The sequence below is a fragment of the Anaerococcus urinomassiliensis genome, from assembly GCF_900128425.1.
In the GTDB taxonomy this organism is placed as follows: domain Bacteria; phylum Bacillota; class Clostridia; order Tissierellales; family Peptoniphilaceae; genus Anaerococcus; species Anaerococcus urinomassiliensis.
In genome coordinates this window covers 537,499-561,961 of record NZ_LT635782.1, presented here as the reverse complement: position 1 = coordinate 561,961, position 24,463 = coordinate 537,499, and the positions used below count along the sequence as shown (strand labels likewise).

20 protein-coding genes, 1 tRNA gene and 1 other RNA gene are annotated in these 24,463 nt (G+C 32.4%); 4 read left to right on the top strand and 18 right to left on the bottom strand.

Annotation, left to right across the window (positions count from 1 at the left end; translation table 11 throughout):
* Positions 1-12: 12 nt before the first annotated feature.
* From BQ7474_RS03685 to BQ7474_RS03665, 5 genes are all read right to left on the bottom strand, one after another.
* Positions 13-822 carry a PSP1 domain-containing protein gene (locus tag BQ7474_RS03685; protein WP_073997658.1) on the bottom strand — a complete coding sequence of 270 codons (810 nt, stop codon included), beginning with the start codon at positions 820-822 and terminating at the stop codon, positions 13-15.
* The gene (locus BQ7474_RS03680) at positions 803-1,618 is read right to left on the bottom strand and encodes a hypothetical protein (RefSeq protein WP_082187879.1); all 816 of its coding nucleotides are present in this window, start codon (positions 1,616-1,618) and stop codon (positions 803-805) included. Before BQ7474_RS03680 ends, BQ7474_RS03685 begins: the two co-directional genes overlap by 20 nt.
* Complete coding sequence (locus BQ7474_RS03675) at positions 1,615-1,944, bottom strand: cyclic-di-AMP receptor (RefSeq protein ID WP_044566113.1); 330 nt, start codon at positions 1,942-1,944, stop codon at positions 1,615-1,617. Before BQ7474_RS03675 ends, BQ7474_RS03680 begins: the two co-directional genes overlap by 4 nt.
* A complete protein-coding gene (gene tmk, locus BQ7474_RS03670; RefSeq protein ID WP_073997656.1) occupies positions 1,945-2,568 on the bottom strand; it encodes a dTMP kinase in 624 nt (207 codons plus the stop codon).
* A gap of 66 nt (positions 2,569-2,634) precedes the next feature.
* Positions 2,635-3,297 carry a 50S ribosomal protein L25 gene (locus BQ7474_RS03665; protein WP_073997655.1) on the bottom strand — a complete coding sequence of 221 codons (663 nt, stop codon included), beginning with the start codon at positions 3,295-3,297 and terminating at the stop codon, positions 2,635-2,637.
* A 122-nt stretch (positions 3,298-3,419) separates the two neighbouring features.
* Here BQ7474_RS03665 and tpx point away from each other — a divergent pair, with 122 nt between their 5' ends.
* Positions 3,420-3,920, top strand: coding sequence for a thiol peroxidase (gene tpx, locus BQ7474_RS03660; RefSeq protein WP_073997654.1), 501 nt, complete (start codon positions 3,420-3,422; stop codon positions 3,918-3,920).
* An 82-nt stretch (positions 3,921-4,002) separates the two neighbouring features.
* Here the strand turns inward: tpx and BQ7474_RS03655 are convergent, their stop codons facing one another.
* From BQ7474_RS03655 to dnaG, 8 genes are all read right to left on the bottom strand, one after another.
* The gene (locus BQ7474_RS03655) at positions 4,003-4,992 is read right to left on the bottom strand and encodes a lipid II:glycine glycyltransferase FemX (RefSeq protein WP_073997653.1); all 990 of its coding nucleotides are present in this window, start codon (positions 4,990-4,992) and stop codon (positions 4,003-4,005) included.
* A gap of 8 nt (positions 4,993-5,000) precedes the next feature.
* Positions 5,001-5,786, bottom strand: a complete 786-nt coding sequence (locus tag BQ7474_RS03650; protein WP_073997652.1) for a methenyltetrahydrofolate cyclohydrolase — start codon at positions 5,784-5,786, stop codon at positions 5,001-5,003.
* A 50-nt stretch (positions 5,787-5,836) separates the two neighbouring features.
* A complete protein-coding gene (locus BQ7474_RS03645; RefSeq protein ID WP_073997651.1) occupies positions 5,837-7,531 on the bottom strand; it encodes a C40 family peptidase in 1,695 nt (564 codons plus the stop codon).
* A gap of 230 nt (positions 7,532-7,761) precedes the next feature.
* Positions 7,762-8,097: RNase P RNA component class A (gene rnpB, locus BQ7474_RS03640), an RNA gene on the bottom strand.
* A gap of 42 nt (positions 8,098-8,139) precedes the next feature.
* The gene (locus tag BQ7474_RS03635) at positions 8,140-8,910 is read right to left on the bottom strand and encodes a Nif3-like dinuclear metal center hexameric protein (RefSeq protein ID WP_073997650.1); all 771 of its coding nucleotides are present in this window, start codon (positions 8,908-8,910) and stop codon (positions 8,140-8,142) included.
* On the bottom strand, positions 8,892-9,584 hold the full coding sequence (locus BQ7474_RS03630; protein WP_073997649.1) for a tRNA (adenine(22)-N(1))-methyltransferase: 693 nt from the start codon (positions 9,582-9,584) through the stop codon (positions 8,892-8,894). The genes BQ7474_RS03635 and BQ7474_RS03630 overlap by 19 nt, the downstream gene beginning before the upstream one ends.
* Positions 9,584-11,401 carry an RNA polymerase sigma factor RpoD gene (gene rpoD / locus BQ7474_RS03625; protein WP_073997648.1) on the bottom strand — a complete coding sequence of 606 codons (1,818 nt, stop codon included), beginning with the start codon at positions 11,399-11,401 and terminating at the stop codon, positions 9,584-9,586. Before rpoD ends, BQ7474_RS03630 begins: the two co-directional genes overlap by 1 nt.
* Entirely contained in the window at positions 11,394-13,049 is a 1,656-nt protein-coding gene (gene dnaG, locus BQ7474_RS03620; protein ID WP_073997647.1) for a DNA primase, read from the bottom strand. Before dnaG ends, rpoD begins: the two co-directional genes overlap by 8 nt.
* A 231-nt stretch (positions 13,050-13,280) precedes the next feature.
* On the opposite strand from dnaG, the gene BQ7474_RS03615 reads away from it, so the two are divergent.
* Complete coding sequence (locus tag BQ7474_RS03615) at positions 13,281-14,132, top strand: AraC family transcriptional regulator (RefSeq protein WP_073997646.1); 852 nt, start codon at positions 13,281-13,283, stop codon at positions 14,130-14,132.
* A 50-nt stretch (positions 14,133-14,182) separates the two neighbouring features.
* Here the strand turns inward: BQ7474_RS03615 and BQ7474_RS03610 are convergent, their stop codons facing one another.
* The 3 genes from BQ7474_RS03610 to tuf all read right to left on the bottom strand — a co-directional run bounded on the left by BQ7474_RS03610 (position 14,183) and on the right by tuf (position 19,002).
* A complete protein-coding gene (locus tag BQ7474_RS03610) occupies positions 14,183-15,520 on the bottom strand; it encodes a DUF438 domain-containing protein (protein ID WP_073997645.1) in 1,338 nt (445 codons plus the stop codon).
* A gap of 107 nt (positions 15,521-15,627) precedes the next feature.
* Positions 15,628-16,959 carry a putative glycoside hydrolase gene (locus BQ7474_RS03605; protein WP_073997644.1) on the bottom strand — a complete coding sequence of 444 codons (1,332 nt, stop codon included), beginning with the start codon at positions 16,957-16,959 and terminating at the stop codon, positions 15,628-15,630.
* Positions 16,960-17,805: 846 nt separating this feature from the next.
* Positions 17,806-19,002, bottom strand: coding sequence for an elongation factor Tu (gene tuf, locus BQ7474_RS03600; protein ID WP_073997643.1), 1,197 nt, complete (start codon positions 19,000-19,002; stop codon positions 17,806-17,808).
* 121 nt (positions 19,003-19,123) lie between these two features.
* Between tuf and BQ7474_RS03595 the strand changes: the two genes are divergently transcribed.
* Positions 19,124-19,199: transfer RNA gene (locus BQ7474_RS03595), tRNA-Thr, on the top strand.
* Between the two features lie 177 nt (positions 19,200-19,376).
* On the opposite strand, the gene BQ7474_RS03590 is transcribed toward BQ7474_RS03595, so the two are convergent.
* On the bottom strand, positions 19,377-21,806 hold the full coding sequence (locus BQ7474_RS03590) for a glycoside hydrolase family 3 protein (RefSeq protein WP_073997642.1): 2,430 nt from the start codon (positions 21,804-21,806) through the stop codon (positions 19,377-19,379).
* A 113-nt stretch (positions 21,807-21,919) separates the two neighbouring features.
* The gene (locus BQ7474_RS03585) at positions 21,920-23,089 is read right to left on the bottom strand and encodes an IS256 family transposase (RefSeq protein ID WP_073997053.1); all 1,170 of its coding nucleotides are present in this window, start codon (positions 23,087-23,089) and stop codon (positions 21,920-21,922) included.
* A gap of 193 nt (positions 23,090-23,282) precedes the next feature.
* Here BQ7474_RS03585 and ypfJ point away from each other — a divergent pair, with 193 nt between their 5' ends.
* A complete protein-coding gene (gene ypfJ, locus BQ7474_RS03580; protein WP_073997641.1) occupies positions 23,283-24,194 on the top strand; it encodes a KPN_02809 family neutral zinc metallopeptidase in 912 nt (303 codons plus the stop codon).
* Positions 24,195-24,463 lie beyond the last annotated feature (269 nt).

The following is a 24,463-nucleotide window of genomic DNA, read 5'->3' as shown; positions in this document are numbered from 1 at the left end:
AATTGTTATCAATTACATATCTAGGTTTATTTCTGATAACTTAAAAATCTTTTCTATATTTTCTTCATCGTCAGATTTTATCCTAACTCTACACTCTTCTTTTACGTAGTCATTTCTTAGGACAACTCCACAGCCCTCTTCAGTATTTACTTTTTGGCCACATTTTGGCATTATTTTTTTCATGTACGTGTAATTATCTTCTTCAAAAGATAAACAACACATTAGTCTTCCACATACACCAGAAATTTTTGCAGGATCAAGGCTTATGTTTTGATCTTTAGCATATTTTATAGATAGTGGTACAAAATCAGTTAGGTGCCTCGAACAACAACATTGCTGGCCACAAGTTCCAAAGTGTTGGATGAGTTTTGCGTGATCTCTCACCCCTATTTGCCTTAATTCTATTCTAGATCTGAATCTTTGGGCCAAATCTTTTACTAACTCTCTAAAATCTACTCTTTTATCAGATGTGAAGAAGAAAACTAACTTGTTCTTATCCAAGGTATAATAAGAATCAACTAATTTCATATTGAGTTTATATGAATCAGCTAGGCTTTGACAAACTTTTAAAGCTTCTTTAGCTTCAATATTGTTTAGAATTTTTCTTTTCAAATCCTGGTCATTAGCAATTCTTACAACTTTTTTTAATTTTTTATTAAATTTTTCTTCGTCTATCTCAAGATTAATGAGGGCTACTTCTCCTATTTCCAAGCCATTTTCTGTTTCTACGACCAGATTTTGCTTATATTTATAGTTCTCGCTTCCCGCATCAAAATAATATATTTTACCGGCTTTTCTAAACCTAACGCCAACTACGTTCACTTTGCAGCATTCCTCCCCTATAAATATTAAATATAATCTCTTCTATTGATAGATCATAATTAATATTTGTTTTTAGTCCCTTTTTTACTTTATTTACTAATTCAATATGATTTTCAATTTGATCAAAAGTCATTTGTTCTAAGTATCTTACATTAAATTTGACATCTTCTCCTATTTTTAAATCTTTTTTGTACTTATATAATAATATTAGTTGAAATAAATCTAGGAATCCATCAAAAATATCTAGCTTATTTTCTTTGAAGCTTGAGAAAAAATCTTTATTTTTATAAAAGCTAATAAGTTTTCCTTGGTAGATATCTTTTATGATTGATGACAGTTTTACCATATCCACATTAAATATTTTTTTGTTATTGGCTAAGCTAATAATCTGACACCTTGACCTAATAGTTTTTAACATCAGATTACTATTAGTCGTGGTAAAGATAATCATATTATAATCTTTGAGCTCTTCTAATGTTTTTAATAGGGCATTTGAGCCCTCATCTCTTAAGTTTTGAGCATTGTGTATTATATATATTTTTATCTTTTTATTTGTTGGGCTTAGGGATATGTCTTTACTTAATAATCTAATGGTATTTATGTCTATGATATTATCATCGTTGTCAATTATAAATAAATCGGGATTAGAATCACCAACTATGTCCAATCCTTTTGTTTTAAATACTTGGTTTGCAAATTCTTTTGCAAAGCTTAGATTATCACTATCATTATCTCCTTCAAATATATAAGCATGAAATAATTGATTATTATTAAGCTGACTTTCTAGGATACTCATAATCTAATGTATTGATCTACATCTAGGATAAATATAGTTGCTCCTCCAACTGTTATATCAACAGGTACGGTATTTGTCAAAAGTGAGCTTTCTGCAGAAGGGTTGATAATTGTTGTTGTAGTGTTTCTCCTCTTGCAATTTTTCTCTATAACAGCTAATACTTCATCAAGTTTTTCTTCTTCTACACCTATTAAAAGTGTTGTATTGCCTTTTTTTAAGAAACCACCCGTTGTAGAAAGTCTGGTTACCCTATATCCACTTTCTGTTAGAGCGTCCATCAAAAAATTTACATCTGCATCTTGTACAATGGCTAATAATAATTTCATTTAATCCTCCAGTATATTTAATATTAAATCCAAAGCGGATTTACTTACTTCATCAATTGATTTGCTCGCATCTATTTCACATATTTCGTCTTGGTAAAGTTTTGCCATATCAAGATAAGCATCAAAGATTTTTTTGTGAAAGTCAAATTCTTCATTCTCTAATCTGTCAGCAGTGAAATTTGCTCTTTTTCTGATAAGGGCTTCTTTGTAATCAATGTTAAAAAATACGGTTAAATCAGCTTTTAAGCCACCAGTTGCAAAATCATTAATGGTTTTTATTTCTTCAATACCTAGACCCCTTCCTACTCCTTGATAAGTGAGGGAACTTAGGACAAATCTATCACATAAAATAATTTCACCAGCGTCTATAAGTGGTTTTATTTTCTCACTTACTAGCTGAGCTCGACTTGCTGCAAATAACAAGGCCTCAGTTTTCGCATCCATATTTATATTTTCATTATCAATGATTATATCTCTTATCTTTTCTGATATGAATGTTCCACCAGGCTCTCTTAGTAAATTTGTCTTGTATCCTTTTGATATTAATATTTCGTTTACTTTATTTAAGATTGTAGTTTTGCCTGAACCATCTGGTCCTTCAAAAACAATTAATTTTCCATTCATATTATTATTATAACAAATGCTTGCAATTTTTGGAAATAAAAAAAGACCCTGAGGTCTTTAAATTAATTATTCAGCATCTTCACTTGATTCTTCGCCTTCTTCTGTTTCATCAACAGTTGGAACATCAGCTGCATCTACATCTTCGCTATCTTCATCTTCAGGAATTTCAACTTCTTGAACTTCTTGTAATGAGCAGATAACATCGTCGTCTTCAGCTAGTATTGTGATGTCTTCATTTCCAAAGATATCAAGGTCAGCTACAGTTCTTATATCACCAATTTGAATATCAGTAACATCTGTTTCTGCTGTTTGTGGAATGTATTTTGGTAAACATTCAACTTCGATTGTATCTACATTTTGAACCAATACTGATTGATCAATCTTGATATCATCTCTACCAAGTAGAATAACTGGTACAGATACTCTGATTGTTTCGTTTTGGTTGATTGCTTGGAAATCTACGTGTAGATATTGATTTTTGTATGGGTGTGTTTGGTAATCTTTTATAAGTACATCTCTTTTATCACCTTCAATATCCAATGTGATAATTGTTGATGTACCAGCTTGCCTTAATATTTTATCGAAATCTCTTGTTGTGAATTGTACATTAAGATTATCTTCACCTTTGGCATAGATAACGCCTGGAATTAATTCTTCAGCTCTTAATTTGTTAACTTTATTTTTTCCAATAGCTTGGCGATTATTTGCGTTTAAAACTAAGTCTGCCATATTCCCTCCTTAATAATATTTTCATACTGACTAATTATACCCTAATTCTCACATCTTTACAATGATAAATTTTTATTATAAGATATGTGGTAGTAGTATTTAATATCAAAAAGGAGAATATTATGACTAAAAGAAAAGCTAAGTTTGGAAGCTTTGATATTAGCTTAGCTGGCGAAGAATTAAAATTAGGAGATAAAGCGCCCAATTTCAAAGCTTTAACTAAAGACTTAGAAGATTATGATTTTTATAAAGAAATGCACGGAGTAACTATTATATCAGTTATTCCATCTCTTGATACATCTATTTGTGAATTACAAACTTACATGTTAAATAAAGCTAGCAAGGAAGATAAGCTTTATATAATATCAATTTCTAATGATTTACCCTTTGCTGAGCAAAGATTTGTTAGAGAAAAGGGATCTGAAAATATAGTATTTTTGTCTGACTATTTATATAATGACTTTGCAAAATCATATGGAGTTTTGATAGAAGAATATAATTTGTTAAATCGAGCTATATTTGTCATTGATGAAAATAAAATAATTCGCCATCTTGAATACCTAAATCAAAATACAAACTTGCCTGATATAACAAAGGCATTAGAAGTTGCAAAAAGTCTATAAAAAAATCCTAAGGACTAGATTGCATCCTAAAGCTGGATATAATAATCCAACCTTAGGAAATATGCTCTCTTAATCCTTAGGGTTATTTTGTTATAAATTCATTGTACTTATCTCTATCATAAACAACATCTAGTTCACCTATAAAGGCAGTGTACTTATCTGGATAGCAGAAGCCTTCTTTGAATCTGTAGAGACCATCTTTGCTATCAACAGAAAATACTCCACCAAAGTCAAAGTATTTATATCCATTTTCCTTTGACCATTTTATTTCTTCCCATATCATATTGAAATTTGGCATCTTATTTCTATGGTCGTTAGAACTAGCAGCATAAAGGTAATATACTTTGTCGTTATAAGCAACTAAGAGCGAAGATGATAGTGGCTCGCCCTTATAATACGAAGTGAAAATTTCGCCACCCATATGGTCACATAATCTTTGGAAATAATCTTTCGGTCTATGGCCTATCCCTTGCCTATCAGCCATAATTGTTGTAAGCTCATAGAAGGTATCAATTGTCTTTTCGTTAGTTTCTCTGACTGTTTTTATCTCATTTCTGTATGATTTCCTTATGTTTCTTCTTGTAGCAGATGAAAAGTTTTCAAATAAAGTATCCTCATCATTACTTGCAATTTCAAGAATCATATTATATCTAGGTTGGGTAAAGGCGTGATTATCTAGGCCATAGGTCCTAAAATCATACCCTCTTTTCTCATATTCATAGATTATCTTCTCATTAAAATCTACTTCTGGATCCATTCTCAAAAGAAAGGCATCGTATTTATCAACTAATACTTCCGCTTCCTTAATTAATTCTACTACAAGGTCGTAATCTTTGAAATCACAAACTGGTCCCCTAGGTGCATATAAGAAATGCTTGCCATTGTCATTTTTTATGCCTATAATACTCATTGCTCCTGCAATATGACCATTTTTTTCAACATATACATAGTCATTTGTCCAATTAGCCTTAATCTTAGACCAATTTGGATCTTGCATTGCTTTGCCATATTGAGAATTTCTGACAAAGTCTTTGTATCTTTCCATTTGTTTATCTGTTTCAACTAGTGGCATTATTTCTCCTAATTTATTAAGCCTTCAATGAGGGTTAGGGTAGTTAAAGCCCCTATCCCCTTTTTGCTTGTTAGTACTTCTATATCTAAATCACTTAAATCTTGGTAATCAATATCACCTACTATCATACCATTAACATAGGATGTTCCAACATCTATGAGGATTTGTCCATCTCTAAAATAAGATTTATCATAGTGATTAGCTCTACCAATTGCTGATATGAAAATATCAGAATTATATATTAAATCTTTTTGATTTTTGCTTATACTATTTATGATGCTAACCGTAGCTCTAGATCTTGATAAATAGGTTGCTAATGGCAAACCTATTAGAGTATTTCTATTTGCTATAGTGATGTTTTTCCCTTTTACATCAGTAATAGATTGTAAAAACTTGGCTATAGCCTTGGGGGTGGCTGGCAGATATTCAAGATATCCATTCAATGCTTTACCTTGAGAAGTGTAGGTAAATCCATCTAAGTCTTTTATTTTAATTCCTGTACGTACTTCATCTAAGAACTTATAATTATCGAATGGTAACAATAATATAAATCCATCTTCTTTGTCAAAACCATTAGCAAAATCGATAATCTCACTAGGATTGACATCCGAGTCGAATTCTTTGTCCACATAATCAATACCGAATTGTTGGCATTTTTTTATAATAAAATTCTTATATGACATCTCCTCACTACTTGGATTCATTGACAATATAAGTATCTTATTATTTATTTGGGTCTTTTCTAATTTATCAATTATCTGCTTTTTTAATTTTTCAGTATTTAATAATTCCATCATATCTCCATTAAAAAAACGCCCATATGGACGTTTTAAATGTTGTTTTCTTAGAAAATTCTTCTAGCACCTCTGAATGTATTTTGATAATAATTATTATAAACATTATCATATCTTACACCAGATCTTGGTGTTGAAGCATGAATAAATGTACCATCTGAGCTTGTTATAATACCAACGTGGTCAATTCCACCGCCCTTGATGGCAAAGAATATTAAGTCTCCTGGTTGTAAGCTATTGTAGTCTACAGCATATCCAGTATTAAACTGTGCAGCTGAAGAGTGAGGTAAGCTTACCCCAAGCTGCCTATAAGTATTAACTACTAGGCCTGAGCAGTCAAAACCAACAGATGGATTAGATGATCCCCAAACATATGGATAGCCAACAAATTGGCCAGCAATATTTGCAGCTGAAAGGCCATTGTTATTTACTGCAGGTTTTTGTACTTGTTCTACAGCTACTTCTTGTTCATCTTTTACTTCTTCTGCAAGTGCTTTTGCTTCTTCCTTAATTTCTTCAGTTGTTAGATAGCTTGAAGAAACGTATGAAGTTTTTCCATTAAAATCAAATTTAACCCAACCGTCAGCTATTTCACCAGAAACTTTTGTACCCTTACTTAGTGTACCAACAATATTTCCGCTAACAGCTTTGTCACGTACGTTAAGTACATTTGTATTGTAAACCCAGCCAGTAAATGCTTGGCCTTTTACTTCAGGAATAACTTCTTCTTGCACTTGTTCACTAGCCTTGTTATTTTCAACTACTTCTTCTACTTGGGTTTCTGTATTAGTTGAATTTTCTTCTACTACTTCTTCAGTTTGAGTTTCTTCATTAGCTTCATTTGTTTCTTCAACTTCAGAAACTTCTTCTTGCTTATCGTTATTATTTAATGAATCAATAAGTTCTTGTGGGTATGAATCACTTAAATAAGCTAGTTTAACATAACCGTCATTGGTCTTAAACCACTCACCATCAACTGTTCCACTGATTTGTTCACCAGCTGCTAATGTTTTTACTATGTTTGAAGAATCTTCAAAAGATTTGCTACTTCTTACATTTAATGCTTGAGTGTTGATGTATTTTACAAGTTCATTTATAACTTCAGCTGGAGTTTCTTCGATAACTTCTGTATTGCTGTCATCTACTTGATTTTCACTTTCGTTAATTAAAACTTCATTGTTCTCAGCTTCAGTGCTTACAGCTTCATTGCTATCTAGATATTCCACTTGTGATTCAATATCACTTTGTCCATTTTCAACCAATTCTTCTTCATTGATATTTTCGATTGCGCTATCAAGATTTACGTCTTTATAAACTACTAGTTGATTATCGTCAACTTCTTCATTTACAGCGACTTCTTGTTCAGAAACTTCTTCTGTAGATACTATGTCTTCTTTTTCTACATCTGCATTTTCTTCATCTTCATATGTAGTTTCTTCAATTGAAATAAGTTTTTCAGCAACGATTTTATTGGCAGCTTCTTCTATTTTAGCAATTTTTTCTTCATCGTCTTTTGTATTCTTGTGAATTCTTTTTTCTTTTGCTATTGCTGTATTTTTAAGATCTTTTGTATAGTCAGCTTGTATAAAGTTAAGATAATCGTTATTTTCTGTATAAGATGGACTAATCATAGAATTAGTATTTTTATCAGAATCTAAATTATTTACTGTAGAAGCATATGCTGTTGCTCCTGCAGTTACAGCTGCTATAACAGATAAAGCAGCTCCTATATTTTTTTTATTCATTAGTGTAAAATCCTCTCCTTAAATAGTTTGGTATTCCTTTATGAATTAAAATCTTACTATATTCTATACCAAATTAACAAAATAGTCAACAATTAGTTACAAAAAAATTACACTTAGGGTAAAAACTTACAATTTTAAGCTTTATACCTAAGTTTAAATTGTAAATTATTTGCCAAAAGTGTAAATAAAAAATATTTCGATTTTTTTTGGTTACAATTTGTAACTATTATGTAGGGAGCAAATCTATAAGCCGTGTTCTGTATTAGACAATCATCTATCTAGGCTTATTGTTGCCAATAAGCTCAAGCGAACAACCATTCTGGATCAAAGCCGAGCAAGCTTTGTTTGTCATCCCTTCGTTCTTGCACCGGATGGGGTTTACATAGCCTATATGTCACCATATAGCTGGTGAGCTCTTACCTCGCCATTCCAACCTTACCAAAAATTTGGCGGTATACTTTCTGTTGCACTTGCCTGAAGATCACTCCTACTTGACGTTATCAAGCATCCTGCTCTGTGGTGCACGGACTTTCCTCGTACTATGCCGCGATTGTCTGATCTACTCCAAACTATATTTTACTCTTTATAATATATTTGTAAAATATATATTAAATAAAGGTTCTAAAATAATCCCCTTTAGAATATGTGTAAACTTTATTTTTAGTCTTTTCATTTATGATATTTTCTAGTTTGTAAATTATATGATTTTCGCTAGCAAAATGACCTGGATCAATTATTACTAGACCCCTATTAGCATAGTCCATACCCATATGATAAGAAACATCACCTGTAATCATTAGATCACATCCTTGGATAATAGCATCATCAAAGAGCGATGAGCCAGCTCCCCCACAAACTGCTACTTTTGAAATTTCTTTTTCCATATCGCCGTAGCATACTAGTTCATTAGCTTTAAGGATTTCTTTTACTTTCCTAGCAAAATCTTTTGCCTTTGTCTTTTCTATCTCTCCATATCTACCTAATCCTAGATCCTTATCTAGTTCTAAGACTTGTGCTTTTTGGATATCTAGTATTTGACAAAGATTATCATTAAGGCCATCTGCTGCAATGTCTAGATTTGTATGCATAGCAAAGACACTGATGTCATTTTTTATTACTTTTTCGAGGCGATTGTAAAAAGAATCAGTAAAATCTATTGATTTTGTGCCATTAAATAAATATGGATGATGGGTGATAATTAGGTTGCAATCATTTTCTATAGCCATATCCACACCCTCTTCTTCCAAATCTAAACTAATCAATACATTTTTTAACTCTTTGTCCAGATTCCCAATCTGAAGCCCTGAATTATCCCAGTCTTCTTGCAAATCCAGTGGATATTTTTCACATAATTTATCTATTAGTTCTCTAATTTCCATCTTTCATAAACCTCATCTATAGCTTTTAATCTTTCGTTTATTTTTTCTAAACCATCATTATTTTTAGAATTTTTAATGATATTTTCTCTAAAGATTAAATTTTTCTTACGATCAATAACTAACTTTTCTTCTAATAAGTGATTCCTATTTTCAATATTTTCAAAGCCATAATACATATCAGAAATTTTCATTTCTTTCCTATTCCCATATTTTACTTGCAAAATATCATAATATTTTTCATTTTCAAAGGATAAAAAGTCTCTCATAAGATCAAAGTTATTCTCGTATAAAAATAATCTTAGTTTTTCACTTGCAATATTTGATTCTAAAATCATATAGTCAAGATTTTGGGCAAATTGCATACTCGATTGTATAATCTCAACAATAGTATTTCCTCCCATGCCTGCAATGATGGCGATTTGATTATCTTCTTTTTCTATACCCTTAAATCCATCTGTCACCTTAGTTTTTATTATCTTTGACAGCTTACTATCCAATTGGTCTTCAAGCTTTTTTAAAGATGGTGCTGATATATCCGTAGCCCAAATATTTGAGCTGATATTATTTTTCGCTAAATATAAAGGAACCAATCCATGATCGGTTCCTACATCTATGACATTTTTGCCATAATCTATCAAATTTATGATATCCATTAATCTTTTTTTATCATTCATTATAAAAAGTCTTTCAATGATTCGCTCTTATTCGGACTTTTTAGCTTTCTAAGAGCCTTTGCTTCGATTTGACGTATCCTTTCACGAGTTACATCAAATTCCTTGCCAACTTCTTCTAGTGTTCTTGGAGTTCCATCTATAAGCCCAAATCTGAGCTGCAATACTCGTTTTTCACGAGCCCCTAGACAAGATAGGACTTCGTTTAAGTTCTCTCTAAGCATAGTGTAGTTCGCTGCTTCATCAGGATTTACTGCAGATTCATCCTCTATGAAATCTCCTAAGTGTGAATCTTCCTCTTCACCAATTGGAGTTTCAAGAGATACTGGTTCTTGGGCAATTTTTCTGATTTCTTGAACCTTTGAAACCTCTATGCCCATTTGCTCAGCTATTTCCTCATTAGATGGATCTCGACCCAGTTCTTGAACTAATTGTCTTTGAGTTCTCACTAACTTATTTATAGTTTCAACCATATGAACCGGGATTCTAATAGTTCTTGCTTGGTCAGCTATAGCACGTGTTATAGCTTGGCGTATCCACCATGTTGCATAGGTTGAGAACTTAAATCCACGATTGTAGTCATACTTGTCTACAGCCTTCATAAGCCCCATATTTCCTTCTTGAATTAGATCCAAGAAGCTCATACCACGACCTACATACTTCTTAGCAATAGAAACTACCAACCTTAGGTTTGTCTCAGCCAATTTTTGTTTAGCTCTTTTTGAAAGTAGAACAGCTTTTTTTAGTTTTAATATATCGTCTTGGCTAAGCTGATCATTTTCAAAAATTATATGAGCAACATTGCTCATTTCTACCAGTTCATTTAATTCTTTAACCTCATCTATACTTAAACAATTGTCTATAGATAATTGTTTAGATCTATTTGCAGCTTCAATTAATGAATCAATGGTCATCTTATCAAAAGTTTTTAGATATTCTTCATTTAAAGCCTTAGATAATAGATTAGTAAATGATTCATATACAAAGGTAAGCACATTTTCATCTACGTTTACATTAAGTATGTGATCAAAGGAATCAAATAAATCACAAAGTGAATTTGCATCATTTTCGCTAAGTTCTTTGTCATTTACAGATTTTTGGGCTATATTGCAAATTAATACCTTGTTTTTTAGCGCCTCTATCTTTTCTAAATCAGGTTCTTCAACCGTAATCTCTTCGAAAAGTTTGCCCATTGCAATGATCCCATTTAGATTGTATCCTGATTCTTCGCTTAGTTTTCCATCATTCTGGTATTCATCATTTGCAATAAGTAAGGCTTTTGCAAGATTTCCAAAAAATATAGTATTGGATAATTCAATTTTATTTTGCTTATTTAAATTTATACCTTCTAATTTTTTGTATGCTATCTCACCCAACTCCATCTTTCTAGATAGGTCAATTTCTTCCTTAGCAGTCAATAATGAAACTTTTCCTATTTCCTTAAGGTACATCTTAACTGGGTCATCAAGCTTAATACCAGAAATATTTTCGACGTCATCATCTATTTCTTCATCTATATCTTCTTCGTTAATATCTTCTTCATCTAGTGGCTTTTCGTCATCTATATCATCATCCAAATCACCATCATCCAAATCTTCGTCTAACTGTGCTTCGGATTTTTCTACAATTTCGATTCCACTACTTAAAATTTGAGATATGACGTATTTTTTGCTATCTTCTTCTACTTCTTTAAATGAATCAAAAGTATATATTTGAGTATAAGTTATAAGTCCATCTTGATTTTCACTAATGGACTGAAATTCTTCTATTATCTCTTTTAAAACATCTTCATCAAGCAACTTATCGCTCTGGCTACTCATTCGTACTCCTCTTGGCTTTTTTTCTATGGGCTTTTAGCTCAAATAACTTTTGTCTTTTTTCAAAAAGCCTTATTTTATCAATCAATTCAATTATTTGTATTGGATTGGTATCATCACTTATATAGTCAAAAATGTAATTATAATCATCATCATTTTGGTCAAACTTACTAACATCTTTATTTATAATAAAATCTTTAACGTTTAATACTTTTTCATTTTTTAGATGTTGATCAAAAAAATCTTTCTTAAATAAATAATCATCTTTTTGATTAAAAATTAATCTAAGTATTTCTAATTCGATAGTATTAAAGGATTTTTTCTTCTCTGGAATAATTATTTTATTCTTTTTATTTGAATAATTCGCTCTATTGCCAGTATCAGTACTATACTTGTTTATGGCCTCATTTAAAGTAGTTTTATCAATGTTAAATAGAGTTGATACGTTGTTTATGAATATTTCTCTAGTTAGGTCTTTGTCTATACTTGCAAGAAATTCTATAAATAAATCCAACTTCTCAAACTTCTCATTTTCGTTTGCCTCACTATATAAATCCAATATTTTGTTATATTTATAATTATAAACATCTAAAGATTGGCTCTTTTTTTCTAAAAACTTTTCTTGGCCGTATTTTTTAATAAAATCATCTGGGTCAAGGCCTTCTTCTAGAATAATAACCTTAGCTACTACTTTATTATTTAGGAAAATATCGCAAGCTTTGTCAGTAGCTTTCATTCCTGCCCCATCTCTGTCATAGCAAATATAGACATTATCCGCATATCTTTTTATAAGCTTTGCTTGGTCATCTGTTAGAGCAGTACCAAGACTAGCTACAGCGTAGTCTATACCATGGTTATTTAAAGCAATGACATCCATATAACCTTCCACAAGGATTATATCTTTCTTTTTTTGCCTCTTATAGACATTTAGGCCATAAAGATTGTACCTTTTCTTAAAAATACTAGATTCTGGGGAATTAAGATATTTGGGCATTTGATCATCGATACTTCTTCCACCAAAACCAATAACATTACCATAATGATTTATAATTGGGAAAATTATCCTATTTCTATATTTATCATAATATTTGCCCTTAGCTGACTTTTTAATAAGTCCAATATCCTCCAAATCATTTTTGTCATAGCCCTTATATTCACCGTAACTTAACAAGTCATCCCAAGAATTTTTGGCAAATCCTAGCATAAATTTATTAACAATAGAAGATGATAATCCTCTTTTTTTAAGATAATTTATGGCATCCTTGTTTGTTAGCAAATTTTTATAATAAAACATCATCACATCTTTGTTTATTTCATAAAGTTCTTTATTTTTGGGATTTTGTGATGAACTATCATTGTAGGTAATTGTAACTCCTGTTTTATTTGCCAAATATTCTAGGCTTTCCTTGTATGATAGGCCCTCTTTTTGCATAATAAAAGAAACAACATCTCCACCTGCACCACAACCGAAGCAGTGAAATAATTGTTTCCTATCATCAACAGTAAATGATGGCGTTTTCTCATTATGAAATGGACATAGGCCTTTAAAAGAAGAACCCGACCTCTTTAAGTCAGTATACTCACTGATAATATCAACTATATTAGCCCTTGACCTTATTAGTTCTATTGTCGTATCTGAAATCATAGCCATAATATCACCCCTATTAATCAAACTATACTAAGGCAAGAAAACTTTTCAATTTTTCATCTTTTTATAAATTATGCAGAAATATTATAGTTATAATGATATAATTGTTATAATAGGAAGAACACGATGTTAAAATTATATTATAATTATTACTTTAAATTAATTCTAAAATGTAATATAATAATATATATTATATATTATTGTAATAAAGGATAGAAGTTCAGGAGAAAAATTATGGATACATTCAATACAAATGATATCGATAGAGAAAATGACATATCAGATCTTGGAATAAAAGTATTAGATAGCCAGAAATTTATTTTTAATAAGAATTATTCTTCAAGAATTCAATTCCATCCATTTACTTATTTTTATTTTCTAATAAATGGCGCGGGCAAACTTTCTATTGAAAACGAAGCAATAGATATTAGGCAAAATGACCTTATTATCATTAATTCAAATATTGGCCATACTATGTATATTGATGGGAATTTTGATAATTGTGAAGTTATTGGTTTTGGTGTAGAGTCTATTTCTATTTCTATAGTAAATAAGAAAACAAATAGTGTCAATCCAACTAACTTTTTTCATATAAATTTAGCTAATGAATATAAAGCTTTGTCAACTTTTGAAAATATATTAGATGAATATAAAAGCAAAAATCTATTTTCTAAATCTATGGCAAATTCTTTGGCATCTATTTTTATTATCAATCTCTTAAGGGCCAACGAAGATAAAGTTGTGATTCAACACGATAGGAAAATCAACCATCAAATTGATTATGTTAAGTCATACATTGATAACAACTATGCTGAAGATATTAAGTTAGAACAATTATCTACCATGGCTTACATGAACAAGTTTCATTTAATATCTGAGTTTAAACAAGCTTATAGGGTCACTCCTATCGAATACTTAATATTAAAAAGAATAGAGATATCTAAAAACTTACTGATTTCAACAAATCATTCCATGGAAGAAATATCAACCATAGTTGGTTTCAATTCTCAATCGTATTTTAACCAAGTTTTCAAGAAAAAAACCATGCAAACACCATCGCAATTTAGAAAAAAACATAGACTATAGGCAAAAATCGTTTCATTTACTTAACTAAAGTTTAAATGAAACGATTTTTTTTACAACTTATTCCATTTTTTGAGGTAATTCTTATAAAAATCCATATTCTGAACAGTTTCTAAAATCCCCTTGTAATTACCTTCTTTGTCCCAAACTCCATAATATGTTACTGTGTAATCACTTCCACCTATGTCTCTAATTACAACGACCTTATCACGAACACCAGATTTTAAGTCTCCAATAATCTTTTTTACTTTTGGTAATGCTTGAGGTGGATGACATGAATATACCTTCCTTCCTAGGGAAGACTTTGGTCTTTTAAAGATTTTGTTTTCCTTAGGATTATTATAATAAGAATTGATATCTTCTTCATCTACATAAGTAATTTCAATTTCTAAAGTATCAAGCATTGCTTCAAGTTGATCAAGTCTCATTTTCCCTTTTGAAAAATATATATACTTATCATCTGTACCATCAATTTCTTTTGACAATTTATTATCGCCGTATTCATTATCTTGATCATATTCTTTCAAATCACTATATATATTTGAGTAATCTTCATCAGATAAATTATCTGCTATCAAAGGATATAGTATATTTTCCTCTTTATAAGTCATTTCTTCTGCTCTTACTATAGTTTCCTCTAACATGTCTTTGTCATTCTTTTTGAGGGCTTTTTTTATATTTCTTAAAATTTCATAGTCAACACCCCACATAACTTCTGATGGACCAGATTTATTATATTTTGACTCTAGTAGCGGATATAATAGATCACCCTTTTTTCTATAGTGACTATTTAAAAGCCTTTGTAATTCTTCCAATGAATTTTCACAAATTTCTCCATCAAAATATGCTTTTGTTTTTGCAATTAGATTCTTAATCTCATTATTCTCATCTTGGAATAGATTAAGTACTGGATTGTCATATACTATTTTTTTATCTTCTTCAATAGTCATACCATGAAATAAGGCAGAGTGTACATCACATAATCTTCTTACCTCTTGCTTATCCATACCGTCATCTAATAGTGATTCTTCTGCATCCATAATTTCTGAGGAAGAGACACCTTCAAAATTCTCTTTAAAATCTTTTCTTACTGACTCAAGATCTTCACCATCTGACAATCTTTTTATATAGGATTTAATATTTGCTTTTCTATCTATTATTTCTTTGTCAAAAGATGAATCTTCAATTTCATAACCAAGTGATTGCAATTTTGATTCTATATCCTTTATTCCTAATATCTTAGCTCCTCTTTTTATTGACATTTTAGATGCCATTTTTTTGATCATTATAGGATTATCAAGACCAACAAAGCCAAGCTTTAATAATTCATCTTTCAACTTAGGATTCTTACTTATTAAACTTTCTAAATTTTCATTAATATCTAATTTCATATTATCACCTTCCTCAAAAAGTGTATCATAAATGATTATCACTATCAGTAACATATGTTACAAATAGAAATAACTGTAGCAAAACATAAGTTTCACTACAGTTTATATTAGTAATCTACGCCATCGGAATATTCACTAGAAGCATTCCAAATTAGATATTCATTTTGTCCTTTGTCATAAATAGCATCTATTTGGGCTTGTACTGCTTCTCCATCATATTCCATCCAGTTTCCTTCTCCAATCCAACTAGCTGTGAAGTCTTGAATCCATGGACGAGATACAGGTGGGTGCTCAAGCGCTCCCAATACCTCTTGCTCCGCTTCTAGATACTTATAAACTAGATTATATGGTTCTAGGTCAGGTTTTTCTATGTCAAATGACCATTTGCCCCAGTGGGATGGATAAATCATTGATGATATAGCATCAGTTTGATTAGCCATCTCGTCAAAATCCTGGCCTATACCTTCAGCTCTTCTTACTTGGAGGGCATATCCAAACACATCTATTGATATCGGTGTGCCATAGTTTTGTAACTCTTCACGAGCTCTTTGTACAAAGCCTGTTATAGCTGCAACTCTCTTCTGTCCATCGTCCATGTCAGTCTCATCTTCATATTCACCCCTAGAATAAGAAAGAGTGTCTCCAAAGGTTTCAAATCCTTCGGCAAATCTGACGTAGTCAAACTGAATTTCATCAAATCCAGCTTCTGCAGCAAGCTTTGCAATTTTGATATCATAATCTTGAACTTCCTTTAAGAAAGGATTCATAAAAGCTTCTCCATGACCATTTTTCCAAAGACTTCCATCATCTAAGGTGAATCCCCAGTCTGGATATTTTTCTGTTATGATACTATCTTTAAAAGTAGTAACCCTTCCTATTACATATATATCTCTAGAATGCATTTCTTCTAAGAAAGCCTTAGGATCAATTATATCAATTTTTGAGTACTTTATATCCTCATCATCTGTATCAAAATTCATGGTGACATTGCCCCAATCATCTTTGATGTCAATAACAACTGAATTTAATTTTGTACTTTCAAGTTTCTCTATAATCTTATTGTATACTTCTGGATTATTTACACTGTAAGAGTTTAAGTATAAACCCTTAACTCCATCTTCTGGATAATATTTTGATTTTTTTGCTTTCAGATCGTGCATACGTGAAGTGTCATAGTCCATATTGTAATCATCAGGTGTGACACCCACTTCATAAGGTTTACCTACTTCTCTTTCGACGGCCTCATTGATTAGACCACTAGAGTTAGTAGTATCTTCTTCACTTTTAGCTTGATCTGTCTTACTTTCGCCAGTCTTTTCTAGACTATCACTAATCTCTTTATTTTCAGTAATATTTTCTTTGGTATTACTATTAGTGCAAGAAGATAGACCTAGGATAATGGCAAAAACAAGGGATAAAATCCACTTATTTTTTTTCATAAGCACTCCTTAATAAATAAAGAGCGAGCAAAATGCCCACTCTTTGCTATTTTTTTAAATGAGGAAATCATCTCCTCGAGATACTTTTTGGTAATCCACGAAAATCGCAACTATTGTTGCTCTCCGTGCTTTCGCACTACTTTTCGCCATAAATGACCAAATTCAATGGTCATTTATGTGCTTAGTTCTCTGGATTTGAAACAAGCCCGTCCGGCTAGAGGAGGACCTGCACTTATTCGTTCGCCTCAGAGATGACAAATGCTTGCATTTGTCACCCAAGATGGTGGGGTCCTCTCGATGACCATTTCGTGGTTCCACGAAAATCGCAACTATTGTTGCTTTCCGTGCTTTCACACTACTTTTCGGCATAAATGACCAAACTCAATGCTCATTTATGTGCTTAGTTCTCTGGGCTTGAAACAAGCCGGTCCGGTTAGAGGAGGACCTTCGCATTTTCGTTCGCCTCAGTGATGTAAAATCCTTTGGATTTTCCACCCAAGATGATGAATCCTCTCGATGACCACTTCGTGGTTCCACGAAAATCGCAACTATTGTTGCTTTCCGTGCTTTCACACTACTTTTCGGCATAAATGACCAAACTCAATGCTCATTTATGTGCTTAGTTCTCTGGGCTTGAAACAGGCCGGTCCGGTTAGAGGAGGACCTTCGCATTTTCGTTCGCCTCAGTGATGTAAAATCCTTTGGATTTTCCACCCAAGATGATTAGTCCTCTCGATGACCACTTCGTGGACATCTCGCTTAGTTCTGCGGATTCGCTTGCTAATTCTTAGCTTCGCTTATCTCGCAGATGACAAATGCTTGCATTTGTCACCCAAGATGGTGGGACTATTTTATTACTTTTGTTACTACGCCTGATGCTACTGTTCTTCCACCTTCACGTACTGCGAATCTTAGGCCTTCTTCTAGGGCTATTGGTTTTTGTAGGCTGATTTTGAATGTTGCGTTGTCGCCTGGCATTACCATTTCTACGCCTTCTTCTAGTTGGATGTCGCCTGTTACGTCTGTTGTTCTGAAGAAGAATTGTGGTCTGTAGCCACTGAAGAATGGTGTGTGACGGCCTCCTTCTTCTTTGGTTAGTACGTATACTTGGCCTTCGAATTCTGTGTGTGGGTGTACGCTGTCTGGTTTTGCTAGTACTTGTCCTCTTGAGATTTCGTCTCTTTGTACTCCTCTTAGTAGGATTCCTACGTTGTCGCCTGATTCTGCTTGTTCTAGTGATTTGTGGAACATTTCTACGCCTGTTACTACTGCGCTTGTTGTTTTTTCTGTTAGGCCTACGATTTCTACTGTGTCGCCTACTTTTAGGGTTCCTCTTTCTACTCTTCCTGTTGCTACTGTTCCACGGCCTGAGATTGTCATTACGTCTTCTACTGGCATTAGGAATGGTTGGTCGTTGTCTCTTTCTGGGATGTCAAAGTAGTTGTCTACTTCTTCCATTAGTTGTAGGATTTTGTCTGTCCATGGGCCTTCGCCACCTTCTTGTAGGGATTTTAGGGCTGAGCCTACTACTACTGGGCAGTTGTCTCCGTCGAATTCGTATTCGTTTAGTAGGTCTCTTACTTCCATTTCTACTAATTCGATTAGTTCGGCATCGTCTACTTGGTCTTCTTTGTTTAGGAATACTGCTATTTTTGGTACGCCTACTTGTCTTGCTAGTAGGATGTGTTCTCTTGTTTGTGGCATTGGACCATCTGCTGCTGATACTACGATGATTGCGCCGTCCATTTGGGCTGCTCCTGTAATCATGTTTTTAACGTAGTCAGCGTGGCCTGGGGCATCGATGTGTGCGTAGTGTCTATTTGGTGTTTCGTATTCTACTACTGATGTGTTGATTGTGATTCCACGCTCTCTTTCTTCTGGAGCTTTGTCGATGTGTTCGTAGTCTACGTATTCACCTGTGCCGTATTTTTTGTTTAGGGCTTGAGTGATTGCTGCTGTTGTTGTTGTTTTACCGTGGTCTACGTGACCGATTGTTCCGATATTAATATGTGGTTTGCTTCTTTCAAATTGTTGTTTAGACATTTTATCCTCCTAATGAATCATATACCAGTATTCTACCATACATTGACAAAAAATACTAGATATTATTTATGATAGATATCCTTGCCTAAAGATAAAATATATGGTACACTAAATAAGTAATGCCACTTTAGCTCAGTAGGTAGAGCGCATCCATGGTAAGGATGAGGTCCTCGGTTCGATCCCGGGAAGTGGCTCCATTTTTTTGACTAAATCTTATAATTCCAATCTTATTCTTTATAATTATCATGGTCTTTTATTGTTTTTTTGTTTTATTATAACTTATGTAATATTTAAAGATTTAGTTTGATCATATTTCTCTTTTAATGCAAAAAAATCAAAATTACCAAGTAAATGGTAATTTTGATTTATCTTTGTTATTTATTATTTTTCTTTACTAAAACTAGGGTTGAAGCTGATGAAAATAAAGTTAATATAACTTCATTTAACCCATTAATACCTGTTTTTGGATTTTCTACTTTACTTGACTTATGTGAAAGTTTAATTTTTTCACCTTGTTTTTCTTTTATAATAGGCTTTTCTATTGGACTATTTTCATCAGAAACTGGACTTGAATCTTTAGCATTATCAGATTCGAGTTTTGTTGCCAAGCCATAACCAATTTTATAAGCGATCTTATCTGTATATTCGTAATTATCACCTAGTGCTGGTACGTCTACTGGTAATTGCCCTGTCGAAGATACTTTACCAAATACAATATCTAGAGAATATGGTATATTTGGACCAAATGTCTTTACTGGATCTTTGCCTTTTTCTGTTGGATCCATCCCCTTTGAGCCATATGCTAGTACATGAGCATCAGAATTTTTATACCTATCCAAATCATATGGTTTTCCAATACTTATAACAGCAGATTTTTTATTATTTTCTTTAGCAAAAGTAGTCAACATATCTGGAATTTCTGCTAACCAATCATTTTTGCTCAATTGACTAGCTCTGCCTATTTCACTTACAGCTATTATATAATCATATTCCTTGGCGTAATTTTCCAATACTTCTCTTGCTTCTTTTACCTTATCCTTATAATTTTGAAAGGTGAAAACATCTAGTTTTACATCTTTTTCTATAACTCCTTCTGCTTGTAATTTTTCAAAGCCATAGGTAAAACCTGGAATTTCATTTTCATAAGGTGTGTAAATTAGTACTTTCTCGCCTTTTTGGGGATAAATCGGCAAAGCATTGTTAATATTTTTAGTTACTGTTATTGCCTTATCGGTTATCTCTCTTTGTTTTTCAAAATGTTCCTTGTTTCCTACTATACTAAAAGCATTTTCAATTTTTTCTTCAATTGGAATATCATATTGATCTAAATCTAAGATTCCTCTCCTGTATTTTAGATCTAGAATCCTGTATACGGAGTTGTTGAGTTGATTCTCACTAATATTTCCTAGCTTAATTTCATTTTTTATTCTATTTATTATACTATCTAATTTGAGTAAATCTTTATTATTTTGCAATAATGCTGGCATTAATGGTATATCCACCCCTGCTCTGATAGCCATTATAACAGCATCTTCTTCCCCAAAGTTGTCAGCTATTGCTTGCATCTTCATAGCATCTGTGATAACTATGCCCTTGTAGTTCATTTTCTTTCTTATTATTCCTGTAATAATATCATCTGAAAGAGTTGCTGGTATTCCTATAATTGAGCCGTCTTTTTTGGAAATTACAGTATCCTTTTCTAGCTGTGGATAAGATATGTGCGCTGTCATTATCATATCAACACCTTCGTTTGCAGCTTTATTAAATGGAATTAGTTCTAAGTTTTCTACTTCTTTATATGACTTATCAACCACTGGCAATCCAAGGTGACTATCAACTGCTGTATCCCCATGACCTGGGAAGTGTTTTATTGCAGCAGATACTCCATTTTCTTGTAATCCTTTTACAATTTCGCTTCCTAATTCTCCTACCAATTTTGGGTCTGAGGAAATAGATCTTAAGCCAATAACAGGGTTATTCGGATTGTTATTTGTATCCATAACTGGCGCGAGGTTAACATTTATTCCTAAAGCTTTTATTTCTTCTGCAATAATTTTTCCGTATTCATAAGCTAATTTCTTATCTTTAGTAGCACCCAAAGCCATGTTGCCTGGCAAGGAAGTACCAGCGCCAAGTCTTACAACTATGCCACCCTCTTGATCTATAGAAATTAAAAGTGGATCAAGTCCATTTTCTATAGCCGTTTTTTGAATATTGTGTGTAAGTTTAGTAGTTTGTTCAGTATCTCTAACATTTTCTGCAAAAAGTATGATTCCACCAATCCTATATTTCTTAATAGCATTTTTGATATCATCATTTAATTCTGTTACTTCCTTTAGCTCACCATTTTCATCTTCCCAATTTCTAAATTCAAGCATTAACATTTGACCTATTTTTTCATCTAAGGTCATGTGGGAGATTTTTTCTTCTATTTTTTTATTTTTAGGCTCATTAGAACTTTCTTCATTAGCCTTGTATTCTATGTTATCTTCTAGATCCTCTTTATTAAAGTTCTCTTTTTTACTATCGTCATTTGTACTTTCATCGTTAGAAATCTGTTCTAATTCATAGCTTGCTTTATCACCTTCAGCAGCATAGTCATCATTTTCGATTACACTATCACTAACATTTAGATTATATTCTTCATAACTATCATCATTTAACAAAAGTTGATCTAAATTTGCTGACTCATAAGTTACAAGTTCGTTTTCTTCCATAGTTTCTGCTTTTGAAACACCAAAAGGTACAAAGCTAATTGATAAAGCTAACAAAAGCGAGATTCCAAACTTATAATCCTTACTCATATATTTACCTCCTTTATATTGATATTATTAATATAAAATATATGTAAAAATAAATCAAGAAAACATTTAGTCAAGTCCATAATATTGTGTAAAATTTACTAGCACAATAATTACTATTTCATTTTAATATACAATTTAGAAGATGTTATCCAATCCTCATTGATATCAATGAGGATTGCGCCTATTAATCGTATAGCTGATTCTTCATTTGGGAATATTCTAACTACTTTTTCTCGTCTTCTAACTTCTTCGTTTAATCTTTCTAAGCAATTTGTTGATCTAAGTCTACTATGAATTACATCATTAGCTAGGTATGCAAAGGTATCTTCAAATCCTTCATCTAAGGCGTTTAATGAGTTTTCAAATTTCTTTTCGTTTTCGTATTTTAAGAAGATCTCATCCTTCATTTTTCTTGCTATGTTTATATCCTGGATTTTAAATAGTGTTTTTATATCAGTTCTAAAGTCTTCAGTGTTTTTCTTTGGTGCTTTTGATAGGATATTTCTTAAGAAATGTACCTGACATCTTTGCCATATTACATTTACGAATGTTTCTTTTATTGCTTTTACTAGGCCTTTATGGGCGTCTGATATGACCATTTTAAGGCCGCATAGCCCTCTAGATTTTAAATATTCAAAGAAGTTTGACCAAGAGTATTCACTTTCGCTAGAGCTTAAGTCTAAGCCTATTATTTCTCTATTTCCTTTTTCATTTATTCCTATTGCAATATGACAGGCCTTTGATACTACTCGATTGTTTTCTCTTACTTTTATGTATACTACATCTACAATTACATAAGGATATTTAATCGAACTTAGGTCACTATTTCTCCATAGTTTTACTTCTTCGTCTAACTCTTTAGTTAGGGATGATACAAAGGATTTAGAATATGTTTTACCACACATGTTTTCTATTACCTTGGATACTTTCCTTGTTGATACTCCTTGAATATACATTTCTAGCATGGTTGCAAGTAGGGCTTTTTCATTTCTTTGATATCTTTCGAATAGTTCTGTCGAGAATTTACCATCTCTTGTTCTAGGTACTTTTAAAGTTAATGTTCCTATTTTTGTTGTATAGTCACGTTCGTAGTATCCATTGCGATAAGTAGTTCTGCTAGGATCTCTTTGATAGGCTGTATTTTCTAAATATTCGTCTCTTTCTTTTTCCATAAGTTCATTAAAAACTTTTGTTAAGATAGATTTAGCAATTTTATTATCTACAGATTCATTAATTAAATTTTGTATTTCTTCTTGATTAATTGTAAAGTGTAATTGGGTCATTTGTTCCTCCTAGTTGGTTTTTGTCGTTGAAAACATTGTACTAGTTTAGGTTTCAAATGACCTTTTCTTTTTACACAATTATACGGACTCTATCAAACATTTGTATTTATATATTATGAATCATTAATAAATTGTTCATTATTTTTAGGTGATTTTGGGTAATAATTTAATATTAAGAATTATGGAGGAAATTATGAAATGGGAAAATAGAGAGCGAAGCTCCAATGTTAGGAGAGGCCCAAGCGCTAATAGAGGCGGTGGTTTTGGAGGTAACCAAGGCTATAGAGGACCGATTTTTATACCACGTGTTGGTAAAGGTGGCCTTGGTGGAATCATTTTTTTCCTTATATTGATGTTTATATTCAGAGGTATAAGTGGAATTGGTACAGGGACTAATACTAATCAAAATCTACCCCAACAAAAAGGACAATATCAAACAGAAATCAACAATCAGAGTACGGGACGAGCAAGACTAGAAGATTTTCTTGCAGTTGTTTTAAAAGATACTGAAGACGTATGGCATCAAAAATTTAACGAAATGGATGCTAACTATGTTGAACCAACTATGGTTCCTTATGAAGGATCAACAAGATCAGCATGTGGGGTAGCACAATCAAATATGGGGCCATTTTATTGTCCCATAGATGAAAGCATATACATTGATGTAGACTTCTACAACCAACTTCAAAGTCAGTTTGGAGCAGGTGGAGATTTTGCCTTAGCATATGTATTGGCCCATGAAGTTGGCCACCACGTGCAAAAACAACTGGGCATATTAGATCAGACTAACAAACTGAGAAAAACTTTATCTAAAAAAGAATACAATAAATACTCTGTAGCCCAAGAGTTACAGGCAGATTATTTTGGAGGACTATTCGCATACTATGTAGAAGAACGTGGATACCTCGACCCAGGAGATATAGGAGAAGCAATGGATGCAGCTGCATCTATAGGAGATGACAGAATACAGGAGATGTCAGGAAGAAGTGTTAATGTAGATACATTCACTCATGGTTCATCAGCTCAAAGAAAAGAAGCCTTCGACCTAGGATATAAGTATCACGATATAGAGCACTCTATGGTGTTTTTTGACAATATCCAATAATCAACAAAAAATAGAATAAGATAAAATAAAAGGGGCTGTTGCAAAATAGATAAATCGTTCCTATATCATTCGAGCACCCTCCCAGAAAGTTTGGCCTCCCTGAGCCGGCGGGCTAAACCTCAAACTTTCTGGGAGTGCACTCCAATGATGGAACGTTAGATATCTATCAATTTGCAACAGCCCCCTTTTTGATATTAGAAATTCCCCGCGTGTGCGGGATACACAGTAAAAGTTTCATTATATAAATTTTTACTTTGGGATCACCCCCG